This is a genomic window from Pseudomonadota bacterium, from assembly GCA_039193195.1.
Lineage (GTDB): Bacteria > Pseudomonadota > Gammaproteobacteria > Steroidobacterales > JBCBZW01 > JBCBZW01.
Genome location: JBCCWS010000068.1, coordinates 1 through 19044 on the forward strand (window position 1 = coordinate 1; position 19044 = coordinate 19044).

15 protein-coding genes are annotated in these 19044 nt (G+C 60.1%); 7 read left to right on the plus strand and 8 right to left on the minus strand.

The window, feature by feature from the left end; all coding sequences use genetic code 11:
• Positions 1-99 precede the first annotated feature (99 nt).
• The 6 genes from AAGA68_25825 to AAGA68_25850 all read right to left on the minus strand — a co-directional run bounded on the left by AAGA68_25825 (position 100) and on the right by AAGA68_25850 (position 7702).
• The gene (locus AAGA68_25825; protein ID MEM9388487.1) at positions 100-2376 is read right to left on the minus strand and encodes a TniQ family protein; all 2277 of its coding nucleotides are present in this window, start codon (positions 2374-2376) and stop codon (positions 100-102) included.
• A gap of 1 nt (position 2377) precedes the next feature.
• Positions 2378-3406: a TniB family NTP-binding protein gene (locus tag AAGA68_25830; GenBank protein MEM9388488.1), complete on the minus strand. Its 1029-nt coding sequence runs from the start codon at positions 3404-3406 to the stop codon at positions 2378-2380.
• Positions 3407-3408: 2 nt separating this feature from the next.
• On the minus strand, positions 3409-4866 hold the full coding sequence (locus tag AAGA68_25835; GenBank protein ID MEM9388489.1) for a Mu transposase C-terminal domain-containing protein: 1458 nt from the start codon (positions 4864-4866) through the stop codon (positions 3409-3411).
• A gap of 527 nt (positions 4867-5393) precedes the next feature.
• Positions 5394-5972 (minus strand): hypothetical protein, encoded by a 579-nt coding sequence (locus AAGA68_25840; protein ID MEM9388490.1) that lies wholly within the window; start codon positions 5970-5972, stop codon positions 5394-5396.
• Positions 5973-6963: 991 nt separating this feature from the next.
• Entirely contained in the window at positions 6964-7317 is a 354-nt protein-coding gene (locus AAGA68_25845; GenBank protein ID MEM9388491.1) for an HdeA/HdeB family chaperone, read from the minus strand.
• Position 7318: 1 nt separating this feature from the next.
• On the minus strand, positions 7319-7702 hold the full coding sequence (locus AAGA68_25850; GenBank protein MEM9388492.1) for a hypothetical protein: 384 nt from the start codon (positions 7700-7702) through the stop codon (positions 7319-7321).
• A 183-nt stretch (positions 7703-7885) separates the two neighbouring features.
• On the opposite strand from AAGA68_25850, the gene AAGA68_25855 reads away from it, so the two are divergent.
• The gene (locus tag AAGA68_25855; protein ID MEM9388493.1) at positions 7886-10090 is read left to right on the plus strand and encodes a patatin-like phospholipase family protein; all 2205 of its coding nucleotides are present in this window, start codon (positions 7886-7888) and stop codon (positions 10088-10090) included.
• 10 nt (positions 10091-10100) lie between these two features.
• On the opposite strand, the gene AAGA68_25860 is transcribed toward AAGA68_25855, so the two are convergent.
• Complete coding sequence (locus AAGA68_25860) at positions 10101-10538, minus strand: ion channel (GenBank protein MEM9388494.1); 438 nt, start codon at positions 10536-10538, stop codon at positions 10101-10103.
• 145 nt (positions 10539-10683) lie between these two features.
• On the opposite strand from AAGA68_25860, the gene AAGA68_25865 reads away from it, so the two are divergent.
• The 6 genes from AAGA68_25865 to AAGA68_25890 all read left to right on the plus strand — a co-directional run bounded on the left by AAGA68_25865 (position 10684) and on the right by AAGA68_25890 (position 18129).
• Positions 10684-11829, plus strand: coding sequence for an efflux RND transporter periplasmic adaptor subunit (locus tag AAGA68_25865; GenBank protein ID MEM9388495.1), 1146 nt, complete (start codon positions 10684-10686; stop codon positions 11827-11829).
• On the plus strand, positions 11822-13723 hold the full coding sequence (locus AAGA68_25870; protein MEM9388496.1) for an efflux RND transporter permease subunit: 1902 nt from the start codon (positions 11822-11824) through the stop codon (positions 13721-13723). The genes AAGA68_25865 and AAGA68_25870 overlap by 8 nt, the downstream gene beginning before the upstream one ends.
• 29 nt (positions 13724-13752) lie before the next feature.
• Complete coding sequence (locus tag AAGA68_25875) at positions 13753-14901, plus strand: efflux RND transporter permease subunit (protein ID MEM9388497.1); 1149 nt, start codon at positions 13753-13755, stop codon at positions 14899-14901.
• Complete coding sequence (locus AAGA68_25880) at positions 14898-16304, plus strand: efflux transporter outer membrane subunit (protein ID MEM9388498.1); 1407 nt, start codon at positions 14898-14900, stop codon at positions 16302-16304. The genes AAGA68_25875 and AAGA68_25880 overlap by 4 nt, the downstream gene beginning before the upstream one ends.
• Positions 16305-16381: 77 nt before the next feature.
• On the plus strand, positions 16382-17578 hold the full coding sequence (gene gltS, locus AAGA68_25885) for a sodium/glutamate symporter (GenBank protein MEM9388499.1): 1197 nt from the start codon (positions 16382-16384) through the stop codon (positions 17576-17578).
• Between the two features lie 5 nt (positions 17579-17583).
• Positions 17584-18129: a hypothetical protein gene (locus tag AAGA68_25890; protein ID MEM9388500.1), complete on the plus strand. Its 546-nt coding sequence runs from the start codon at positions 17584-17586 to the stop codon at positions 18127-18129.
• A gap of 231 nt (positions 18130-18360) precedes the next feature.
• Here AAGA68_25890 and AAGA68_25895 read toward each other — a convergent pair.
• On the minus strand, positions 18361-19044 hold a 684-nt coding region (locus AAGA68_25895), incomplete at its 5' end, for an NrdJb (GenBank protein MEM9388501.1).

Genomic DNA, 19044 nt, shown 5'->3' on the forward strand with positions numbered 1-19044 from the left:
AGTAGCGTTCTCGCTCGGCAGTGGTGCTCGGGCTGGGTGACTTACGTCTTGGCATCTTCGTGGCTCCTGGCGGTGGGGTGTGCCAGGAGGCTGAGGCCGTTAGGCTACGAGGGGAAGTACGCCCCAAATGAAGCGCTTACACAGGTTCCGGTCCACGCCCGCCTCCTGCGCAATTAGACGCTTGTTGGGGATTCCCCCGTAGGTAGGAAGGCTCTTGCCTCGAGCCTTCAACTCTTTCAGGTAGGCCGCGAGGATCTCCAACTCCGGTCGCGAGTCGATCCCGTAACGACGAGCATCGTGTCGCTCGGCCTCTCCAAGCAACTCTCGGGCTTCTTGGTTCTGGTAGAACAGGCATCGGTTGACGCCACTAGCGTTCGCGATTGCCCTCAGATTCGGCTTCGTTCCAACGCGGGGGAGCGCCGTCGACGTACGGCGTAACGACTCGAAGTACTGACTCAGTCTCTCAACGACCGTAGGCGCGCTCGGTGTCTCTGGCGGATTGTCTCTAACCCGAATTATTGCCTTGAGCGTGCGAACTTCTGAGCGCGGGACAAACCCGGACTCCACGGCGCTACCGGTCTTCACCGACAGGATCTGAAGCTCCGCACCTTTCGCCATGCGCATCAGCGACCGAGTGGACGTGCCTGTTTGGTTCGCGAGTGCGGTGAGTGAACAGTACTCGCGTCCGAACTTCCGCACGCTACTGACATCGATGCGCCGGTAGTAGGGGCCCGTAACCCGCTTGATGTAACCCAAGTCCGCTAAATGATCAATGTACCCTGATGGACACCCAAGCATCTCCGCGGCTTTGTTGCGCGTCACACCACCTTTCGACTGCGCTTCCTTCGTCGCCCCGATGTATTCCCCAACTTCCGCCTTGCTGAAGTACAGCTGGTGCAGCGTATCGCCGGTCCGACCGACAGCCTTCAGTCTTCCGTCCAGCACACGCAATAGAAACTCTGCTTTTCCGCCTGCGGACCAGAACGTAGCGGTTTCCAGCAGCCTGGCCAAGGACACGTGAGTATCCATGTCGACTGAATTCTCGGATACGCGTCCGCCGATCGCACGAAGAGCGTTCGCCAGCCCGTCGATATCGCTCAAGAGATAGGCGCCCTGGCGATTCACGCGACTGGATGGCTCCAGGTACCCTAGACCTCGAAGTCCCTTCAGGACGGAGACCGGAACGCCGACAAGCGCCGCGGCTCGCCGCGCGCCAATAGTCGACTGTCTGGCTCTCCCCAAGTGATTCATGAGCTCCGCTTGCACCACGAATCGCTTCAGATCCATCGGCGATATCGCCGCGTTGCTCTTGTGCGCTGCTTTACACCACCCTTCTAGCCGTTTCGGCTGGACATCGAATCGATCACAGATCCAACTCACGTTCATCGACGGCCGTAGACGGATGGCTTTCTGACGATCGAGTCGTTTGACCTCAAGATAGCGGCCGCACTCATGTTTCACCAGGAATGCCTCAAACTCGGCGCGGAGGAACGATGCTTCAGCCGCAAGACTGCGTTCGGTAGTGATGGCGCGAAAGAAACCGCCATACAGCTGTCGGAGCTGATCGAGCTGATCAGTGTTCACGCCTCGCTCGGCGCCCAACCGACGGAGCGCTTTGTGGAAGCCTCTGGGCCACTGGCGCAGCGCTCGTGCAGCGGTAGCTACCACTGCCTGAGGGTCCTTCATCGCCTCTTCATGCGTGACGCCGCTCATATGCTGACCGAGGATGAACAGGACCGACGCCAGCTGATGGAAGGACATCGCTTTGAACTCGGCCACCGGAAACTCGGAACGGTTCGCGCACAGCGTCAGTCGGCGGCGGTAGAGCTTCAGCCTAAGCAGCTCGACGAGCTCCGCCTCCGATTCATCGACACGCACACCCTTGCTGCTGCTGAGCGATGCACCGCACCGACAGGTCAGAAGGCCCGACCTCAACCAACTGACTGGGGACTGACACGCGGGGCAGACGCTGACCGCCTCGCACCGGTGCTTTGGGCAGGCGACGGCCAAGGTCAGATCCCAGAACGACTCGAGATACCCCTTCTCTGCAATACACTTCGGGCACACGGTTGTGGCCTTCGGTGAAAGGATGCGCGCCACGCGCCAAGTGGAGATCACGTGCCCGGCAAACTGGATGTGCCCCGGTGAGCCCTCGGCTTCCTCAGCGTAGCTGATTCGCCTGAGCTCGCTGGCGTCTCTGTTCAACGCGGTCGCCAAAGGCTGCAGATCGCACTTGGCCAGCACCTGTGCACCAGACCGATATCCCGCGTAGCAAGCCACCGTGCCTGGCGAATCGTAGCCATTGATCTCCGCAACCCTGATGAGATAGCCCACCAGACTCTCGTTCTTTTCGGGACCGGGTGTCATTGGCAGCATGTCAGGCCTTCAACACGTCGTTGACGGTCAGACGCCTTTTCTTCGATGTCCGGCCATTGGGTACTCCAGGTTCCGCCTCGACCCCCACTCGACGTGCCGCCGCGAGCATCGCTTGGCTCTCGGGTTGCGGTTCGAACTGACGGGTGAAAGGCCTCGGGCACGCTCGCGGCCCCTCGATCACGAAAACCGCTTGCGTGTGCGCCTTGTGCATGTCACGGAGGGTGATCACCTTCTTGCCCGCCTCCCCCGCGTTCCAGACCAGCTGGTTGAGGAACTTGGCCAGGTATCCGATCAACCCACCGCAGCCTACGTAGAAGCGAAATCCCATCTCCTCAGTGTCGAAGCGCGGCACGTCGAAGTACCGGCTCATCGATTCGTGGAAGGATGCCAGGATCGCGATGAACTGCTGACGGCTTTGCTCGCTCTCCCAGTCGAACCTCGGCATGACGACGGGCGCCAGAAAGCGGCCCCGTAGCTGCTCGTTCTGGCGGATCACTGCTTGGCATCTGGTCAGGCCTGCAACCACGAGACCGACATTAGCCTCATCCACCAGGACTTTGAGCCAGTCTGCGACGTGATGGAGCACCTTGAAGGACGACTTATCGACGAAGTGCTGAAACTCATCGATACAGACCACCCGCGTCTGTGTGGCCGCCATCAGCTTGATGAGACGCGTCGTCTTCTGGTACTTAGTGCCCACGTAGTTTCGAGGGTCTCCAATCTCCAGCAGCATCAACTCCACAAGCCCCATGACCGTCGGCTCAGCGGGTGTACTGACCTGGAGCACCGGCACCTCGAGGCCGTAGTCATGCCGAGTCGTGGGATGCGGCAGGCGGAATTCCTCGAGCACCGTGGATTTGCCTGTCCTCGACTCCCCATGGATGGAGAGGCACACGGGTTCCAGCGACACCTGCGATCGCCGAAACACCTGCTCGACCCGCTTATTGGCAGCGACGAACGCTGGGTGCAACACGAGCGTCGATTCGATGGCTGTGAACACCTCGTTGCCCGGTTTCTTCCCGCGGGCCATGCTTACAGCTCCTCGGGCGAGCGAGAACGCTTTCGATACACCGGCCGAATCGGCTCGTATTCCAGATCGGAATCGTCCTCAGACTCTTCCCAGAACTGTTCGGCCTCAACGTCATCGTCGAACGCACTCGCCTCAGACGAGGCTTCCAACGCCTCTGTCTCGAGGACACGTTGGTCACCGGCGTTCTTGAACCTTGCGGCACGAGTTCGGAGCCCCTTGCCTCGTACAAGAAACTCATCTCGCACCATCCCGGAGATGTCGTGTTTGGCTTTGAGCCAAGCGTCCGGTTGCTTCGCCTTGAGGATCCGCCGGGAGTAGCTCTTGCAGACCTTGTGCTGCCACCGAGACAACCCAGACGCGTAGGCGTAGTGGAGCGCAGGCACTCGATAGAGCTCGCCCGTCTTCGGGCAGACGACCATGATCTGCCCGATGTCCGTATCGTCTATACGCAACTCGACAGTGAGCTTCGGTCCGCAACGCACACGCATATACAACAACTCGGGTGCGTTGTAGAAGAGCCCGTCCAACTCAATGCCCTTATGCGTAAGTGTTCGCGTGTCGACACGCCCGAGGATGGCATCTAGTAACGCTGGGTCTTCTGGTAGGAGGATGTCCTCTTCGGCGATCGACGTGGCCCAATCAAGATGCGGAGGCACGCCGATCGCTCGGTGCGGCCGCTGGTGATATACGTCGACGATCCACTTCCGCACGATCTCCTGTACGGTGTTCAGTCGCACGATCGCGTGCTTGGTAGCGTCGTAGTCTCCTTTCTCCAGCACGTTGCTGAACGTCGTTCCAGGGCTGCTGTGGGCCACGCTATCGTTCAGCGACTTGAGGAAGCGCTCGACCTTGCCCTTATGCCACGGTGTCTTCCGGGCCGAGTAGTGGATCTCGATACCTAAGGTAAGACAGGCGTTCTCCAGGCTCGCACTGTGGAACTCCATGCCGTTGTCGACGACGAGTTCTTGCATCACTCCGTGAGCGATCCACTCGTTCTCTATCGACGGATACTCCTGGCGTATTGTCGTCTTGGGAAGCACGGCGTGGCGAAGACACGCGGCAACGCTCAGATGACTTGGGGGCTCGAAGCCCAGATAGATGCCGAGCACGCATCGGGTTCGCGCATCCAAGCAGACCGTCAGCCATGGCCGCCCTAGTGGCATAAAGGTCTGATCGTCGATGACAATGAGATCCAGCCGTGTGTGGTCGATCTCGGCGCGCTCGAGCGGTTGGTTCGCGACCGAGAAGCACTGCACAGATCGAAAGCGGTGCATCGCGACCGTACGGCCGTACCGAGCCGCCACGCGATCGAATGCTGGGATCTCATGGATCAGGCGTCGGACCGTACGCGCGGTCGGCGGACGTAGGTGTATCTGGCGAGGCCGCAGCGCGTTTTCCTTCTTAATGCGATCGAGTGCCTCATCGAGCACGTCTTGGTACGTCCTCCTCTCGAGCGTCATGTACACATCGTCGATGACGTCCTTTATCAGCTCGATGGTTTCTTCTGGAAACCGACTTCCCCGGTTTCCCTTCCGATGCGATTGATCTATCAGGCTGCATAGGTCGCTACCCGATGCTAGGTAACGGCGCTTCCACTCCAATACGGTTTTAGGGTGAGGACACGGGCCCTCTGAACCCAATTGCCTGTAGACCTCCTCCACGACTGTTCGAATCTGATTCTGAGTTGAGGGGAGATGCAGAACGGCAGCTACGTACGCCCTTCTAGATTTCGCCTTGGCCCATTGCTCTTCGTTGATGCTTGATAGCTTTGCGCCGCCCACGATGCCGTTCGAGAACTTTGAGTTCGAAAACTTGAGCTTCCCCTGCTCGTACATCTGGCGAAGCGCCGCCGTTCGGTACTCGCAAATTCTCAGTGTCCGTGTGTGTTCGAGTTGCCAGACGTTGCAATCGACCTTACGAATCAGCCGATGGACCACCCCATCGATCGTGACCTCAACACCGGCGCGAAACGCAGCGACTCCCATCGCTACATCCCCCACGGATCAGGGGGTTGCATACCCCTGGACTGCGGAAGAAGCTGAATTTCATCATGACTGGGCTCATCGACGTTCACTACGAAGACGGCGCCTTCCAGAATGAGGCGAGCCGCAACGCTACAACTGCGCGCCCCAAGGGCTCCACGCTCCACATCAGCCCAGTAGAGGCAGCTACGCGCCTTCAGTAGTTGCCGAGCGCCCTCGCGCTCAAGCTGCGTTGGCTCGACACGGCCGAGTCGCAGAATCAAACGATAGAAGCTGATGCGGTTACGAAAGCGAGACTTGTCGACAATACGCAGTCGATATCGAATACCCAACTGCGCTAGTAGGGGAGTAAGGAGCGCTGAGCGAACGGCGTCTACTTCACTCGCCTCGTCCAACTTATCCTTGATCTCGTCAATGTCCGTGCGAGCCAATCGACGCACGACGAAATCCGGAACGTGGGTGCGCTCCTCTCCATGCTCCAGGTAGTGGATGCGAAGCGCTTGCTCGTGGAATGAAACGACATCCGAGTCGAAGTCATAGATGCGCGCAGCGAATAGCTCGTTGATCGATTCGCACTCGATCATCCGACCCATTTTCCAACTAGGATATTTCTGCGTCCGGTGGGCGCATGAGCGCGTCACGATTCGTCGAACCCGAACCTCTCCACCGCATGGGAATGAAATGCGGAGCAGTCCTACTAGCTCAGACGCAAGTAGGAACTGGCGAGGCTCAACGATGCAGTCCCCGCGTCGGCGCTGAATTCCGAACGATCTAGACACTGCCTTCGGCTCCACTTCAAGCGCAAGCTACTGGGACCCAAACCAATGCAGCGAAAACAATCGGTTGGTAGCGAAGAACCCACTACTCAAGGAACACATGCAACGGCACTACTACGAAAGAAAGGTGCCACCGGATGACTCTGCACCTTCGATACTAGTGGCCGTCTGACAGTCGTGGAAAGCATGATCGGATAGAAGGAGAACAAAAAGCCCGGAAACACAGCCTCTGAGGCTGCATTTCCGGGCTCGAGGTCGTAAGTAACGACTTATGGGGTCATTAATAACGGCTTATGGGGACAAAATCACGCTTTATGTGTGGGTTTGCCCAAAAGCCCCTTACTGCCTACCTCACCGAATCAAAGACATCCTCAGCCTAGGATCGCCATATAGCGAGACTCGTCACCCCCATAAGGCCCGACTCTCCTCGCCGAATGACGCATAAGGCGGGATTTTCGCCAAGACATATCTACTATGCCAATGACCAGCGAAGATCGCCGAGCGCGAGGCCGAGGGCGATGACGACTGGTATGACTGCTACTACGCTGACTATGGGGAAGTCGGCCAAACTGTCACTGGCAAGTACCACCCAGGATGTTACCGCGATATCCCAGGGTGCAAGGACGCGCAAGGAGAGCGTCGGCGTCGGCGTCGCCAGCTAGCTAACTCAGCCGGCAACCCGACTACGCCAAATCTATACCCGAGCGCACGAAGACGTAGCACACGGCTGGCCGCGGTCACCTCGCCGATCCAAGACCAAGGCAACCTCAACCGATTCGGAGCCGCCCGTCTCCAAATGCTACTCTTCGTCGTGCCCTACAGCGCGCTTCACGGCAGACGCCACGTACATATCCGGATTAGCATCACACAGACGGCCGATGATCTCAAAAGCAGCCTGGATCCCGCTTGCGCTCTGCGTACTCATGGAACTCTGACCTGCGACATACCCGTAGACCATAAGCAGCGCATAAGCGCGATCGCTCTCCTCAAGCCCTGTAAGGTCCCAACATTCCAATGTAGCTAGGTTGAAGGAGTCGTCCGGCTGTTCATGGTGTTCCGCTTGCGACATCAATGGTGCTACACCAAGCACCGCAGCAACCGAAGCCACAACGCCCCGCTTACCCACCTTTAGCAGGCATCGAAGAATACTCATATCAGTCTCTCCCCTCTTCCATGCACGCTTGGAGTTCTCGACGATAGATACGCCTCTTGGCCTCGTTCTCACGCCGCTTCTCATCTTCTACACCCTTTTTGATACCGGCGATTAGCGCGCCTAACGCGGCTCCTCGCTTAGCCGCCTTCCCAGCGTCTTTGCCGGTAATCCAGCCAGCCGCCGCGCCGCTAGCCGCCCCTTTTGCGGCGCCCTCAAGCACGCTAGTAGACTCCTTGTACTCGGCTGGTATCGGGCCGCGATAGCCAGATATGTCTCGGGCCACTTCTTTGCAGTACTCGTAGCGCCCTTGTTCAGCGAACGCGGGAGCAGTTGCGAGTGGGATCGCGCACACCCACAGCAGAATCCCCATCGGTCTAAGTTCCATGACGTCCCCTCATTGCTCTTGCGATGGCTGCGGTGGCGCACTGAAGACGACCGGAGCAGAGTGAGCGTAGCCTACAGTTGGACCCTTGGGAGCTTCGTTGGCTCCGATACCATCGAGGCTGCGCCTTTCACTCAAAGCCAGTGTCTAGTCTACTCCCGCCCGAGCCGTAGAACCGGAGGTCTGATGCTCAGTTGGTCAACCCTGCACCGCGCCGTCATCTGTGGGGCGCTCATCGGCATCAGTCTGCTCGCACCACCCATCCGTGCCTGTGATTTCGACGACGACGATGGACCGGATATCGGCCTCGTGCTCAGCGGTGGGGGTGCCCTGGCGAGCACCCAGATCGGCGTGCTGCAGGTGCTTGAAGAACTCGGCGTGCCCATCCACTGCATCTCCGGCACCAGTATGGGGTCGGTCGTAGGAGCCCTCTACGCCACTGGCTACCGCGCCGAGGAGATCGAGCAGATCTTTGCCGAAGCGCCTTGGAACGAACTGTTCAATGCTCCGTTGCGCAGGCGGGACAACGGCTACCTTGAAAAGGAGCGTCGCGACCGTTTCCTCACCGGCTACGTCGGCGGCATCGGTGAGGACGGAAGTTTCCTGCTACCTGGTGGGCTCGCGAGCATGTCGGAGCTAAAGGCATTCTACCGAAGCCTTCTATTCGCAGTGCCAAGGGACTCTGACTTCGACGAACTCGTAGTGCCATTTCGCGCCGTCGCCACCGATATCTCGACGGGCGAAGCTCACGTATTCCGTGGTGGGGACTTGGTGGAGGCGGTGCTTGCGAGCATGGCACTTCCGGCGGTATTCGCTCCTCGTGAAATCGACGGCCGCGCCTACCTCGATGGTGGTCTTGCCCAGAACCTACCTGTTCAGGCCGTGCTGGACATGGGAGCAGATATCGTCATCGCGATCGATCTGACACTCAAGCCCCCCGAGTTGGAACCGACTGCTTCTATAGCCGACGTGACCCAGCAGTTGGGTCGGCTGCTCGTTTGGCAGAATCACAAGCATCAGCTAGCACTATTGGACGACGATGACCTGCTGATCCGCCCGGAGTCGGAGGGATTCAGCATCACCGCCTTCGACAGGGTGATGGAAGGTGTTGCGCGTGGTCGGGCGGCGGTGGAGGCTTCACGTGAAGGCCTAGAACATATACGCCGCACAGCACGGCCGGCTTCGCGAGCCCCTAGGCCTGAGATTCCGAGCTTTGAGCCTCAGATCGCTATCGCAAACAGCACCGTGATCGACGACGACGCAGTCCTTACTCGCCTGGACTACGCCCCCTCTGATCTGGACGATGCGACGCTTCTCAGCCGCAAGCTACGAGACATCCGATCGTTTGGTGGCTTCGGCGAGGTGGACTTCAGCCATGACGGCATACGCCCGGTGCTGGTGCTCAACGAGCGCCCCCTGGGACGCACACTTATCTCCATGGGGCTACGTGCTCAGAGCAATCTCGATGGAGACTCCAACTACGGACTGCTGGCAGAGGTATCGCGCCGCCCATTCTCGTCTAATGGAGGCGAGCTTCGGCTATCAGGGGAGTTCGGTACCAATCTTGGCGCGACGGTTGAGTTGCATCAGCCCTTTGGTGCAAACAGTCGATTCTTCGTACAACCGGGTATCGAGTACAGGGCCGAAGAGATCCTGTTCGACATCGCAGACTTCCGGGTCGGGGAGTTCTGGCAGCAAGCGGGGAACCTCAGGTTGCGGCTCGGCCGCGAGCTAGGAGCGTGGGGTGTGCTTTCCGCTGAGACCATCGCCACCGTCGGGCGCGTTCGCCCCCAGGTCACTGTCGATCCCGACACCTTCCAAACAGAAAAGTACGCGCTCCTCGGCGTCGGAGCCCGCTTCGCCGTCGATACGCTCGACTCCGGCCACTGGCCTCTCGCCGGCTCGCGCTTGATTTCGTCGATCCAGTACCTGGAGAGCCTCGATGAGCAGGGGCAGAACACGAAGTACCGTTTGTCTTTCCTGCAGGCAGCGCACAAGGGCTCGTTCGGCTTCGGCTTCCGTGTTCGGGCCGAATCCGTCGACAGTGATGACGACGAGCCTATCGAGATTCTATCTCTCGGCGGCTTTCGCCAGCTCTCGGCCTTCTCTCCGAACTCCCTGCCGACCAACCGCTATGCTCTGGCATCAGTCGAAGTGTTCAGACGACTCACCAACACTGATCAGGTATTCAGCCTACCTCTGTATGCGGGGCTCAGTGTCGAATACGCCAACGTCGCCTTCGACCTGTTCTCGCAGGGAGCCGAAGAGAACATCGGATCCGTGGGCGTGTATCTGGGCGCCGACACACCGATCGGACCCACGTCGATAGGTATCGGATTGAGCGATGAAGGACGGTACGCCGTGTTTCTGAACATCGGCACGACCTTCTGAGGGAGCGCCCTTATCCACCCACCGGCACGAGATGGCGAAACCAACTCCCGGCAACGCCTAGCAAGAAGGCGGTGCTCGCGCCGAATAGCACCAGCCCGCCCATCGCCTCGAAGCTGGCGAGTAGGCGCCAACGCTCAGACAAGGTGACGTCGCCATAACCGAGCGTGGTCGAGGTGACCACGGAAAAGTACAAGGCTCGCGTCAGCTCGGTGAACTCGCCGATCGCCAAGTAGATGAGGGCCCACACCCAGGCGGACACCGTGTGAACCGCGATCAGGCCGAGGACCGCGATGGCGAGGGCGAGTACCAATCCCTCCGCACCTTTGCCGAGTGATCCGGCGGCGGTGAGGCCGTGCAGCAACGTCGCCAGCCACACCAGGTAGGCGACATGCGCAACGACGTTGGCCACGATCAAGACGGTGCCGAGCAGCAGCGGCCTGATCAACACGATCCCAGCTCTCCGAACAGGTGGCGCTCCATCGTCTTCGCACAACCCCGATGCAAAAATTTTGTCGTACTGTACTCGCGTACGCTGCCTTTGGTAACGAGGCAAGCCTCTGTTTCTTACTGGATAACCGAGCGGAGAAGCGCGGATGAGCTTCAGGTGGCACGCGACACCGGTGGTGGTGCTCGCACTGACGTTGCTGGCGGGGTGTGCGAAGGAAGCCCCCCCGGTGGTGGAAACGATTCCTCGGGTGAAGTTCTTCGCCGTCGGTGAGCAGACCGGGGGTCAGGTTCGGCGCCTGTCCGGCCGCCTGGTCGCTGCTGATACCTCGCCGTTGGGTTTTGCCGTTTCCGGCACGGTGGCTGAGGTGCTCGTGAGCCAGGGAGATCGTGTCGCGGTTGGCCAGACGCTGGCGCGCCTCGATGCGGAGCCGCTACGACTGGCCGTCGAACAGGCCCGAGCGCAGTTGAGCGTAAGCCGGGCCACCGCGGTGGAGACGCACCAGGTTTACGAGCGGACGGCTGGCCTGTTTGAGAAGCGTGCAGCATCTCAGGCGGAGTTGGATACGGCAACGGCCAACCACGCAGCTGCTCGTGGCAACGTGCGCGCGGCGCAAAGCGAGCTCGCCCAGCGCGAACGTGATCTGACCCGGGCAGAGCTAACGGCACCCTTCGCCGGCACCGTAGCGACGCGCTCGATCGATACCTTCCAAGAGGTTTCTGCGGGCGGAGAGGCCTTCGTGGTACAGGCGGATGATGTGCTCGAAGTGCAGGTCCGCGTACCGGAAACACTCATCAGATACGTAGACTACAGCCAGGCGGTACAGATCCAGCTGCCATCGGTGGAGAATCAGACCATCTATGGTGTGGTCACGGAGATCGCAGCCCAGTCGCAGTCCGGCAATGCCTACCCTGTACGCGTGCAGCTTGCCGCCACAGAGTTGCCCCTGAGGCCGGGCATGACCGCCAGCGTCACATTTAACTTCACCGAGTACCTCGAAGACAGGGCAGTCTACCTGATTCCGCTGTCTGCTCTGGCCATCGATCACGGCGTAGTGAATCGAACCAAGGCCGGTAGCGATGCCGAGGAGGGCACGGTACCGGTGTTTCTGATCGCGAACGATAATCGCGTGACGGCCCGCGATGTGGTCGTCGGGGGGCTACGCGGTGATCAGCTCGAAGTATTTGAGGGGCTGGCTCCAGGTGACCGGGTGATCAGCGCGGGCGTCGCATTCCTGCGCGAGGGGATGGAGGTCGAGCCCTGGACCCAGGAGCGGGGCCTCACCGGTGGATAGGCTCGCGCGCTTCGCGATCGAGAACGCTCGCTTTACGATATTGCTAGTCGCCGTATTCCTGCTCGGTGGCCTCCTCATCTACAGCAGCCAGCCACGTCAGGAAGACCCCGAAGTCACCCTGCGCGGAGCACAGGTCGTCACTACCTTCCCCGGCCTTTCGCCCGAACGAATCGAGCAGCTTGTCACCAAGCCGATCGAGGAGAAGATCAGCGAGATGCCCGAGATCGACAAGATCAAGTCGATCTCCATGACAGGTCTGTCCATCGTTACCCCCGAGGCTCATCCGCGCTACGACGACATGGAACCGATCTGGTCCAACCTGCGCAACAAGATGGACGACCTGCGCGGCAGCTTGCCCCAGGGAGCACAGGGGCCACAGGTGAATGACGACTTCGGTCGCGTCGCCGTCATCACCCTCGCGCTGACCGGCCCTGACTACGCAATGCGGGAATTGAAGGCAGTTGCCGATGACGTTAAGGATCGCCTTGCCGCGCTCCCGCTGGTAGCCCGCGTGGACCTTTACGGGGTGCAGGACGAACGCATTTGGCTAGAGTTCGATACCAGCTTCATGTCGCAGTTCGACCTCACACCCTCGGCGATCGTAACGGCACTGAACAGCCAGAATGTCGTACTCCCCGGTGGTTCGGTCAATGCTGCCGGACAGAGTGTAGTCATCGAGCCTTCGGGGGATTTTTCCTCCGTCGAGGACATTCGCAACCTCGCCATCGAGGCGGACAGCGGCGAGGTCATCTACCTGCGAGACTTGGCGACGGTTCGCCGCGGCTACGTGGAGCCCGCCGAATCACCCGCCTACTACAACAACCAACCGGCAATTGTGCTCGGGTTGTCGATGGTAGAGGCGTCCAACGTCGTCGCTCTCGGTGAGCAGGTGACGACCGCACTCGCCAGTCTGACGCCGCTATTACCGCTCGGCATGAGCCTCGACGTGGCGATCTTTCAGCCCGACCTGGTGCAGGCCTCCGTCGCCAACGCCAGCAACAACCTCCTACAGACGATGGGGGTGGTACTTGTCGTCGTCATGCTGTTTCTCGGGTGGCGTACCGGTCTGATCGTCGGCGCGATGGTGCCGCTGACGATGATGGTGACGCTAATTGGCATGTCCGTATGGGGGATCGAACTGCACCGTATCTCCATCGCCGCCATTATCGTCGCCCTCGGCCTGCTGGTGGATAACGGTGTCGTCATCGCCGAGGATATCCGCCAGCGCATGGATTCGGGAATTGAGCGCCTTGAGGCGGCTTTGGCTGCTTCCAAGTCTCTCGCCATCCCGTTGCTTACCAGTTCGCTGACCACGGTCATCGCGTTTTTGCCCCTGGTACTGATCAAGGACTCGAGTGGTGAGTTCCTGCGCTCCCTGGGACAAGTGTTGGCGATCGCCCTGCTAAGTTCGTGGGTGCTGGCGATCAGCATCACGCCAGCCTTCTGCTATTGGTTTCTGCCTGACGCGAAGACCGAGCAAACACAGGGTGAGACCTACAGCTCGGCGGGCTATCGCATCTACCGCTGGTTGCTCAACGGCATGTTGAGCCAACGATTGCTCTTCGTCCTCGTCATGGTTGGGCTGCTCTTCGCCGCCGGAAACGTATTCCAGCACGTCAAACAGCGCTCGCTCGGCCCATCGGAACGCAATCAGTTCACCGTGTATCTCGATCTTCGGCAGAAGCGCACATCACCAGTACGATGGAGGCGACCGAGAGCCTGGCAAGCTTCCTTACCGACAAGATGCAGAATCCCGAAGTCACCGATGTACTCTCCTACGTCGGATCCGGCGGACCTAGGTTCTTCCTGGCCCTTAGCCCGAACGACCCGCAACCCAACAAGGCCTTCTTCGTCGTCAACACCCAGCGTGCCGATCAGATCAACGTGGTCATGAGCCGCGTGGAGCGCTACCTCAAACGCGACATGCCACAAGCTGATGGCCGCACGGACATACTGTTCCTGGGCGCGGCGCCCCTCGGTACCGTGGAGATTCGGGCGCGAGGACCCGACGTGGATTCGCTACGCCTGCTCGGCGACCAGATCAAAGATGCCTTCTACAGCGTCTCCGGCGTGCAGTCCGTACGCAGCGACTGGGAGAACTCGGTCCTGAAACTCCAGGTAGACATCGATCAGGAGCGCGCGCGCCGCGCTCAGGTCACTAGCGAGGACATCGCCAACACCCTATCCGCAGTACTCGACGGGCAACCCGTCACAAGCTATCGAGAGGGAAGCAAGGTCATCCCCGTCACCATTCGAGCGCGTCCACAAGACCGCGATACGCTCGACGATCTGCGCTCCGCTGAAGTGCTTTCCGCGGATGGGGTGGCAGTACCCCTGTTGCAGGTGGCCGACTTTCGGGGCGAAGTCCAAGCAAGTCGGATCCGACGCTACAACCAGGAACGGGCGCTTACGATCGCCGCCAAGCATCCGACGCTTACCGCTGTCGAGCTCTACGCGGCGATGCAATCACGGCTCGACGCAATCGAGGTGCCCCCAGGACATGAGATCAGCGTCGAGGGCGAGATTCGCACAGCGCAGGAGTCAGGCACCAAGCTGTTCGCCTATGCGCCGCATGCGCTGTTCCTGATCATTCTGCTGCTCGTACTCCAGTTCAATTCGTTCCGGCGCACGGGAGTTGTGATGCTGACGATTCCGCTGATCGTCATCGGCGCCAACTTCGGCCTGGCGGCGTTCGATGCGTTCTTCGACTTCACTGCAATGCTGGGACTGTTCAGCCTGGCCGGCATCATCATCAACAATGGCATCGTACTCATCGACCGCATCGATCAGGGCCGAAAGGACGGCCTCGACGTCGACGATGCGATCGTAAGAGCCGCACTCGCCCGAACTCGGCCGATCATCATGACGACAATCACCACGGTGGTCGGCCTGCTCCCACTTGCGTTGTTCGGCGGCGAGTTCTGGTACGGCATGGCCATCGTCATCATGTGTGGGCTCGGTGTGGGCACCGTGCTCACCCTGGGCTTCGTCCCGGTGCTCTACAGCTTGCTCTTTCGAGGCTTGCGAAAGCGACCTCCCGCAGGTGTCGAACTACAGGAGCAACTCGCATGAAGGGCAACACACTCGCCGCTCTGTGCGCGGCACTGGCCGCCACGGCCTGCACGACCGTGGGGCCGGACTACGAGCCCCCCGAACTGGAGTCACCGAGCGCTTGGGCAACGCGCTTGAAAGGTGGGCTTACAACGGCTGAGCTGAATCCCACGTCACTTTCCGCTTGGTGGGAGACGCTCGGGGATGACACACTGAACAACCTGATTGGTCGCGCGATCAATGCCAACCTCGACTTGCGCACAGCGCAGGCGCAACTGCGCCAGGCGCGAGCGCAGCGCGCGGCCACCGGGGGCAGCCGTTTCCCCACGATCCAGGCAGGTGCGTCCGCCACCAGTGCCGGATCCGGCGGCAACTCCTCGCAGCTGTACTCCGCGTCCTTCGATGCAGGCTGGGAACTCGACCTTTTCGGCGGTCGGCGTCGATCCATCGAAGCGGCAGATGCGGACTTGCGTACCGCCGAGGAGGCACGTCGCGACGTGTTGATCTCGATGCTGGCCGAAGTGGCGGTGAACTACATCGAGCTGCGAGCGTATCAATCACAGCTCGCGGTGGCGCAAGACAATCTCGACAACCAATTGGAGACGCTGGAGATCGTGGAAGCGCAATACCGCGCTGGCGCAGTCACCCAGCTCGACTACGACAGGGCCGTCTCGAACGTGGCCAACACCCGTTCTGAGATCCCGCGCGCCCGTCAGTCACTGGCGCAAGTCAAGAATCGGCTAGCGGTGTTGGTGGGGCAGGCGCCAGGCGCGCTAGAGGAGCAACTGAGCGAGCCTGCGCCCATTCCTACACCGCCGGTTCAGCTGGCAGTAGGTGTTCCCGCAGAGACACTGCGACGCCGCCCCGACGTGCGACAGGCGGAGCGCCAGCTCGCGGCGGAGACGGCACGCGTCGGCGTGGCTGTCGCGGAGCTTTACCCGAAATTCACACTAAGCGGCACGATCGGCTTGGAGGCCCTATCCGTATCCAGCCTCACCGACAGCGATAGCCGTACCTTCGGAATCGGTCCGAGCGTGCGCTGGAACCTCTTCGACGGAGGACGTACGCGGCAGCAAATCGAGGTGCAGAGTGCCGTGCAGGAGCAGGCACTGATTCAATACGAGCGAACGGTACTCGGTGCGCTGGAGGAGGTTGAGAATGCGATCACCGCCTTCACGGAAGAACAACTACGCTACCGTGCACTAGTCGAATCAGCCGCAGCTACCGAGCGAGCTGCTGATGTTGCGCGGATGCGCTACGAAGCTGGTGCGTCCGACTTCATCGCAGTACTGGATGCCGAACGCTCTCTGCTGAGTGTGCAGAGTAATAGGGTGGCGAGCGAGGGCACCATCGTTTCGAACCTAGTGCGCCTGTACAAAGCCCTCGGCGGTGGCTGGGATCCACAGGAACCGCCGAGAAGCTAGCATTGTCCCGCACGCATGTTCTGTCGTACTCACAGGCGCTCGAGCTGCGTCGCTGATTGTGGAGGGAGGTCGTCCGTGTGACTGAGATCACTGTCCCTAGCTTCCTCGCCTACACTGCCGGCATCCTCGTGTATTTCGTAGGCGTCGATCTCACGCGCAGATTCCGCCTGCTCCGCACCTACAACATCCCAGAGCCCGTAAGCGGCGGTCTGGTTGCTGCCACCGTCACATTCGCGATCTATCTCCTCCTAGACGTCGAGGTGACCTACGATCTCGAGACGCGCGATCGCTTGTTGGTTTATTTCTTTACCGCCATCGGCTTGAACGCCCGCTTTAGCGATCTGGTGAGTGGCGGCAAACCACTAGCGATTCTACTAGGGCTGACACTTACCTACATCCTGGTGCAAAACCTCGTTGGCATGGCGGGCGCTCAGATACTCGGACTTCCCCTGGCCATCGGCGTTCTAACGGGCTCGACGTCGCTGATAGGCGGTCACGGGACGGCAATCGCGTGGGCACCGGACTTCATGGCCCAGGGCATCTCCAACGCCTTAGAAGTTGGCGTAGCCTCTGCCACACTCGGATTGATCATTGCCAGCCTGATCGGTGGGCCGATCGCGAAGTTCATCATCGGCCGTCACCAGCTCAGCGGGGGGCAGGAGGCGCCTGTCGTCGGCATCACCTACGAGAAGGAAGAGACGGAGACGATCGGCCATCTCAGCATCATGAGAGTTATCTTGGTGCTGCACGTCTCGATCATCATCGGCTGGTTCGTCAACGACGCACTCGGCCGCGTGGGCTTCAAGCTACCACTGTTCGTGGCGTGTCTGTTGACAGCCATCGTGCTATCCAACACTGTTCCTCACCTGTTTCCGCGCATGCGCTGGCCCGCCCGCACCCGAGCGCTAGCGCTGGTGTCGGATTTCTCATTGGGCCTGTTCCTAGCCATGTCTCTCATGAGCATGCAGCTATGGACGATCGCCGGGGTCGCGGGACCTTTGTTGGTGCTGCTCCTTCTGCAGACCCTTGCCGCCGTGGCATTCATCCTCCTCGTGCTGTTCCCCCTGATGGGAAGGGACTATCAAGCTGCCGTTCTGAGCGCCGGCTTCGGTGGGTTTGCCCTCGGCGCTACACCCACCGCCATCGCCAACATGACGGCCGTCGCTAAGGCCAATGGTCCGGCGCCCTTGGCGTTCATCATCCTGCCTCTGGTTGCTGCGTTTTTCGTGGACGTGACCAACGCGTTCGTGATTCGCGCGATGATCACCTTCTAGAAGCAATGAACGACGAACAAACGCCCGCAAAGATCGCTGACTCCGACAACTCCGCCATCGATCTATTGAAGCTGGGATTGGAAGAAGCCCAGGCAACAGTTCGGGCATACGACACGAAGGCCCAGATCGTTGGGGTCGGGTACATCTTCGCGCTTGGGATCGTCGGCCGGATCGGAGACCTTTTACCAGGTGCAGACAACGAGATCGGCGCGCTTGCGATCGGCCTCGGTTGGCTCGCCACGATTCTGCCGATCGTCTCGTTTGGTGCCGTGCTTTACCCGACGAGAAAAGCAGAGGAACAGAGGCATATCGAGGAACACGCAGAAAAAGACCGGGTGTTGTTTGTTGACCTTGATCAGACAAGATCTGCCGGCGCGCTTGCGATCGCAGCGAAGAACGCCAGTCCAATTAGAGAGCTCGCCTACGAGCTAATAACGGTATCTCGCCTGCGCGACCTGAAACGAAAGCGTTTCTTGCGTGGCCTGTTGCTAGCCGGTGTCGGTTTCCTCTTCCTATTCGCTGTTCAGGTCCTACGCGGGATCGGACTCTAGCCAAGGGAACTCGCTGAGAGACTCGCATAGAAAAGCGCTCCCAATTGGCGAGCAGCCACCCATTCCACTGGAAGAAGCAACAACAGCGAGATAAGAAAAGCCCGGAGAGCCCCTCCAAGAAGAAGGACAATCCGGGCTCAAACCATCAAATGGCGACTTATGGGGTCAAAAGATGCCTGCTATATGGGCGCAAAATGGCGTCTTATGCATACACCCACAGCTTGCGCGCAATCACCCGCACTTACTATCCCCACAATTCAAGCAGGTCATACAGTTGTCGATACTCACCACCGCCACGGTATTGCACTTCCCACACAACTGCGCCCCCTCCGGAAACGCCCCCGTCTCCGCAAACGCATCCTGCTGAGAAGACTGCGCCTCAAACTCCGACCGCTTCTCCTCGATGAGCTTCTGCTGCTGCTCATCCGGCCCAACATCAGTTAACAGCCCAATTCGCTTCAGGTGCCGTTCGATCACATAGCCAAGCTCAGCAATGATCGACGGCATGAACACGCCACCAGACTTCCAATACCCCCCACGCGGATCAAACACAGCCTTCAGCTCATCCACCAGGAAGGTCACGTCCCCACCCTTACGGAACACGGCTGAGATCACGCGCGTCAGCGCCACGATCCACTGGTAGTGATCGAGGTTCTTCGAGTTGATGAACACCTCGAACGGCCGACGCTGCTCGTGCGCCGTGCCCTCGTTCAAGATGATGTCGTTGATCGTCACGTACATCGCATGGTCGGACACCGGCGTCTTCACCTTGTAAGTGGAGCCGATGAGCATGTCCGGGCGGTCCACGGACTCGTGCATCCGAATGACTTCCGCCTTGGTCGGCGGGGCAGCAGCTGGCGCCGCCGGCGCCGGCGCGGCCGCCGCAGGCGCAGGAGCCGGCTCCGCCGCGGGCGC

Coding starts and splice junctions, on each gene's coding strand:
- AAGA68_25880 (MEM9388498.1), top strand. CDS start 14,898: ATGAAGGGCAACACACTCGCCGCTCTGTGCGCGGCACTGGCCGCCACG.
- AAGA68_25830 (MEM9388488.1), bottom strand. CDS start 3,406: ATGGCCCGCGGGAAGAAACCGGGCAACGAGGTGTTCACAGCCATCGAA.
- AAGA68_25890 (MEM9388500.1), top strand. CDS start 17,584: ATGAACGACGAACAAACGCCCGCAAAGATCGCTGACTCCGACAACTCC.
- AAGA68_25845 (MEM9388491.1), bottom strand. CDS start 7,317: ATGAGTATTCTTCGATGCCTGCTAAAGGTGGGTAAGCGGGGCGTTGTG.
- AAGA68_25855 (MEM9388493.1), top strand. CDS start 7,886: ATGCTCAGTTGGTCAACCCTGCACCGCGCCGTCATCTGTGGGGCGCTC.
- AAGA68_25835 (MEM9388489.1), bottom strand. CDS start 4,866: ATGACGCTCGAGAGGAGGACGTACCAAGACGTGCTCGATGAGGCACTC.
- AAGA68_25865 (MEM9388495.1), top strand. CDS start 10,684: ATGAGCTTCAGGTGGCACGCGACACCGGTGGTGGTGCTCGCACTGACG.
- AAGA68_25875 (MEM9388497.1), top strand. CDS start 13,753: ATGCCACAAGCTGATGGCCGCACGGACATACTGTTCCTGGGCGCGGCG.
- AAGA68_25840 (MEM9388490.1), bottom strand. CDS start 5,972: ATGATCGAGTGCGAATCGATCAACGAGCTATTCGCTGCGCGCATCTAT.
- AAGA68_25850 (MEM9388492.1), bottom strand. CDS start 7,702: ATGGAACTTAGACCGATGGGGATTCTGCTGTGGGTGTGCGCGATCCCA.
- AAGA68_25825 (MEM9388487.1), bottom strand. CDS start 2,376: ATGCTGCCAATGACACCCGGTCCCGAAAAGAACGAGAGTCTGGTGGGC.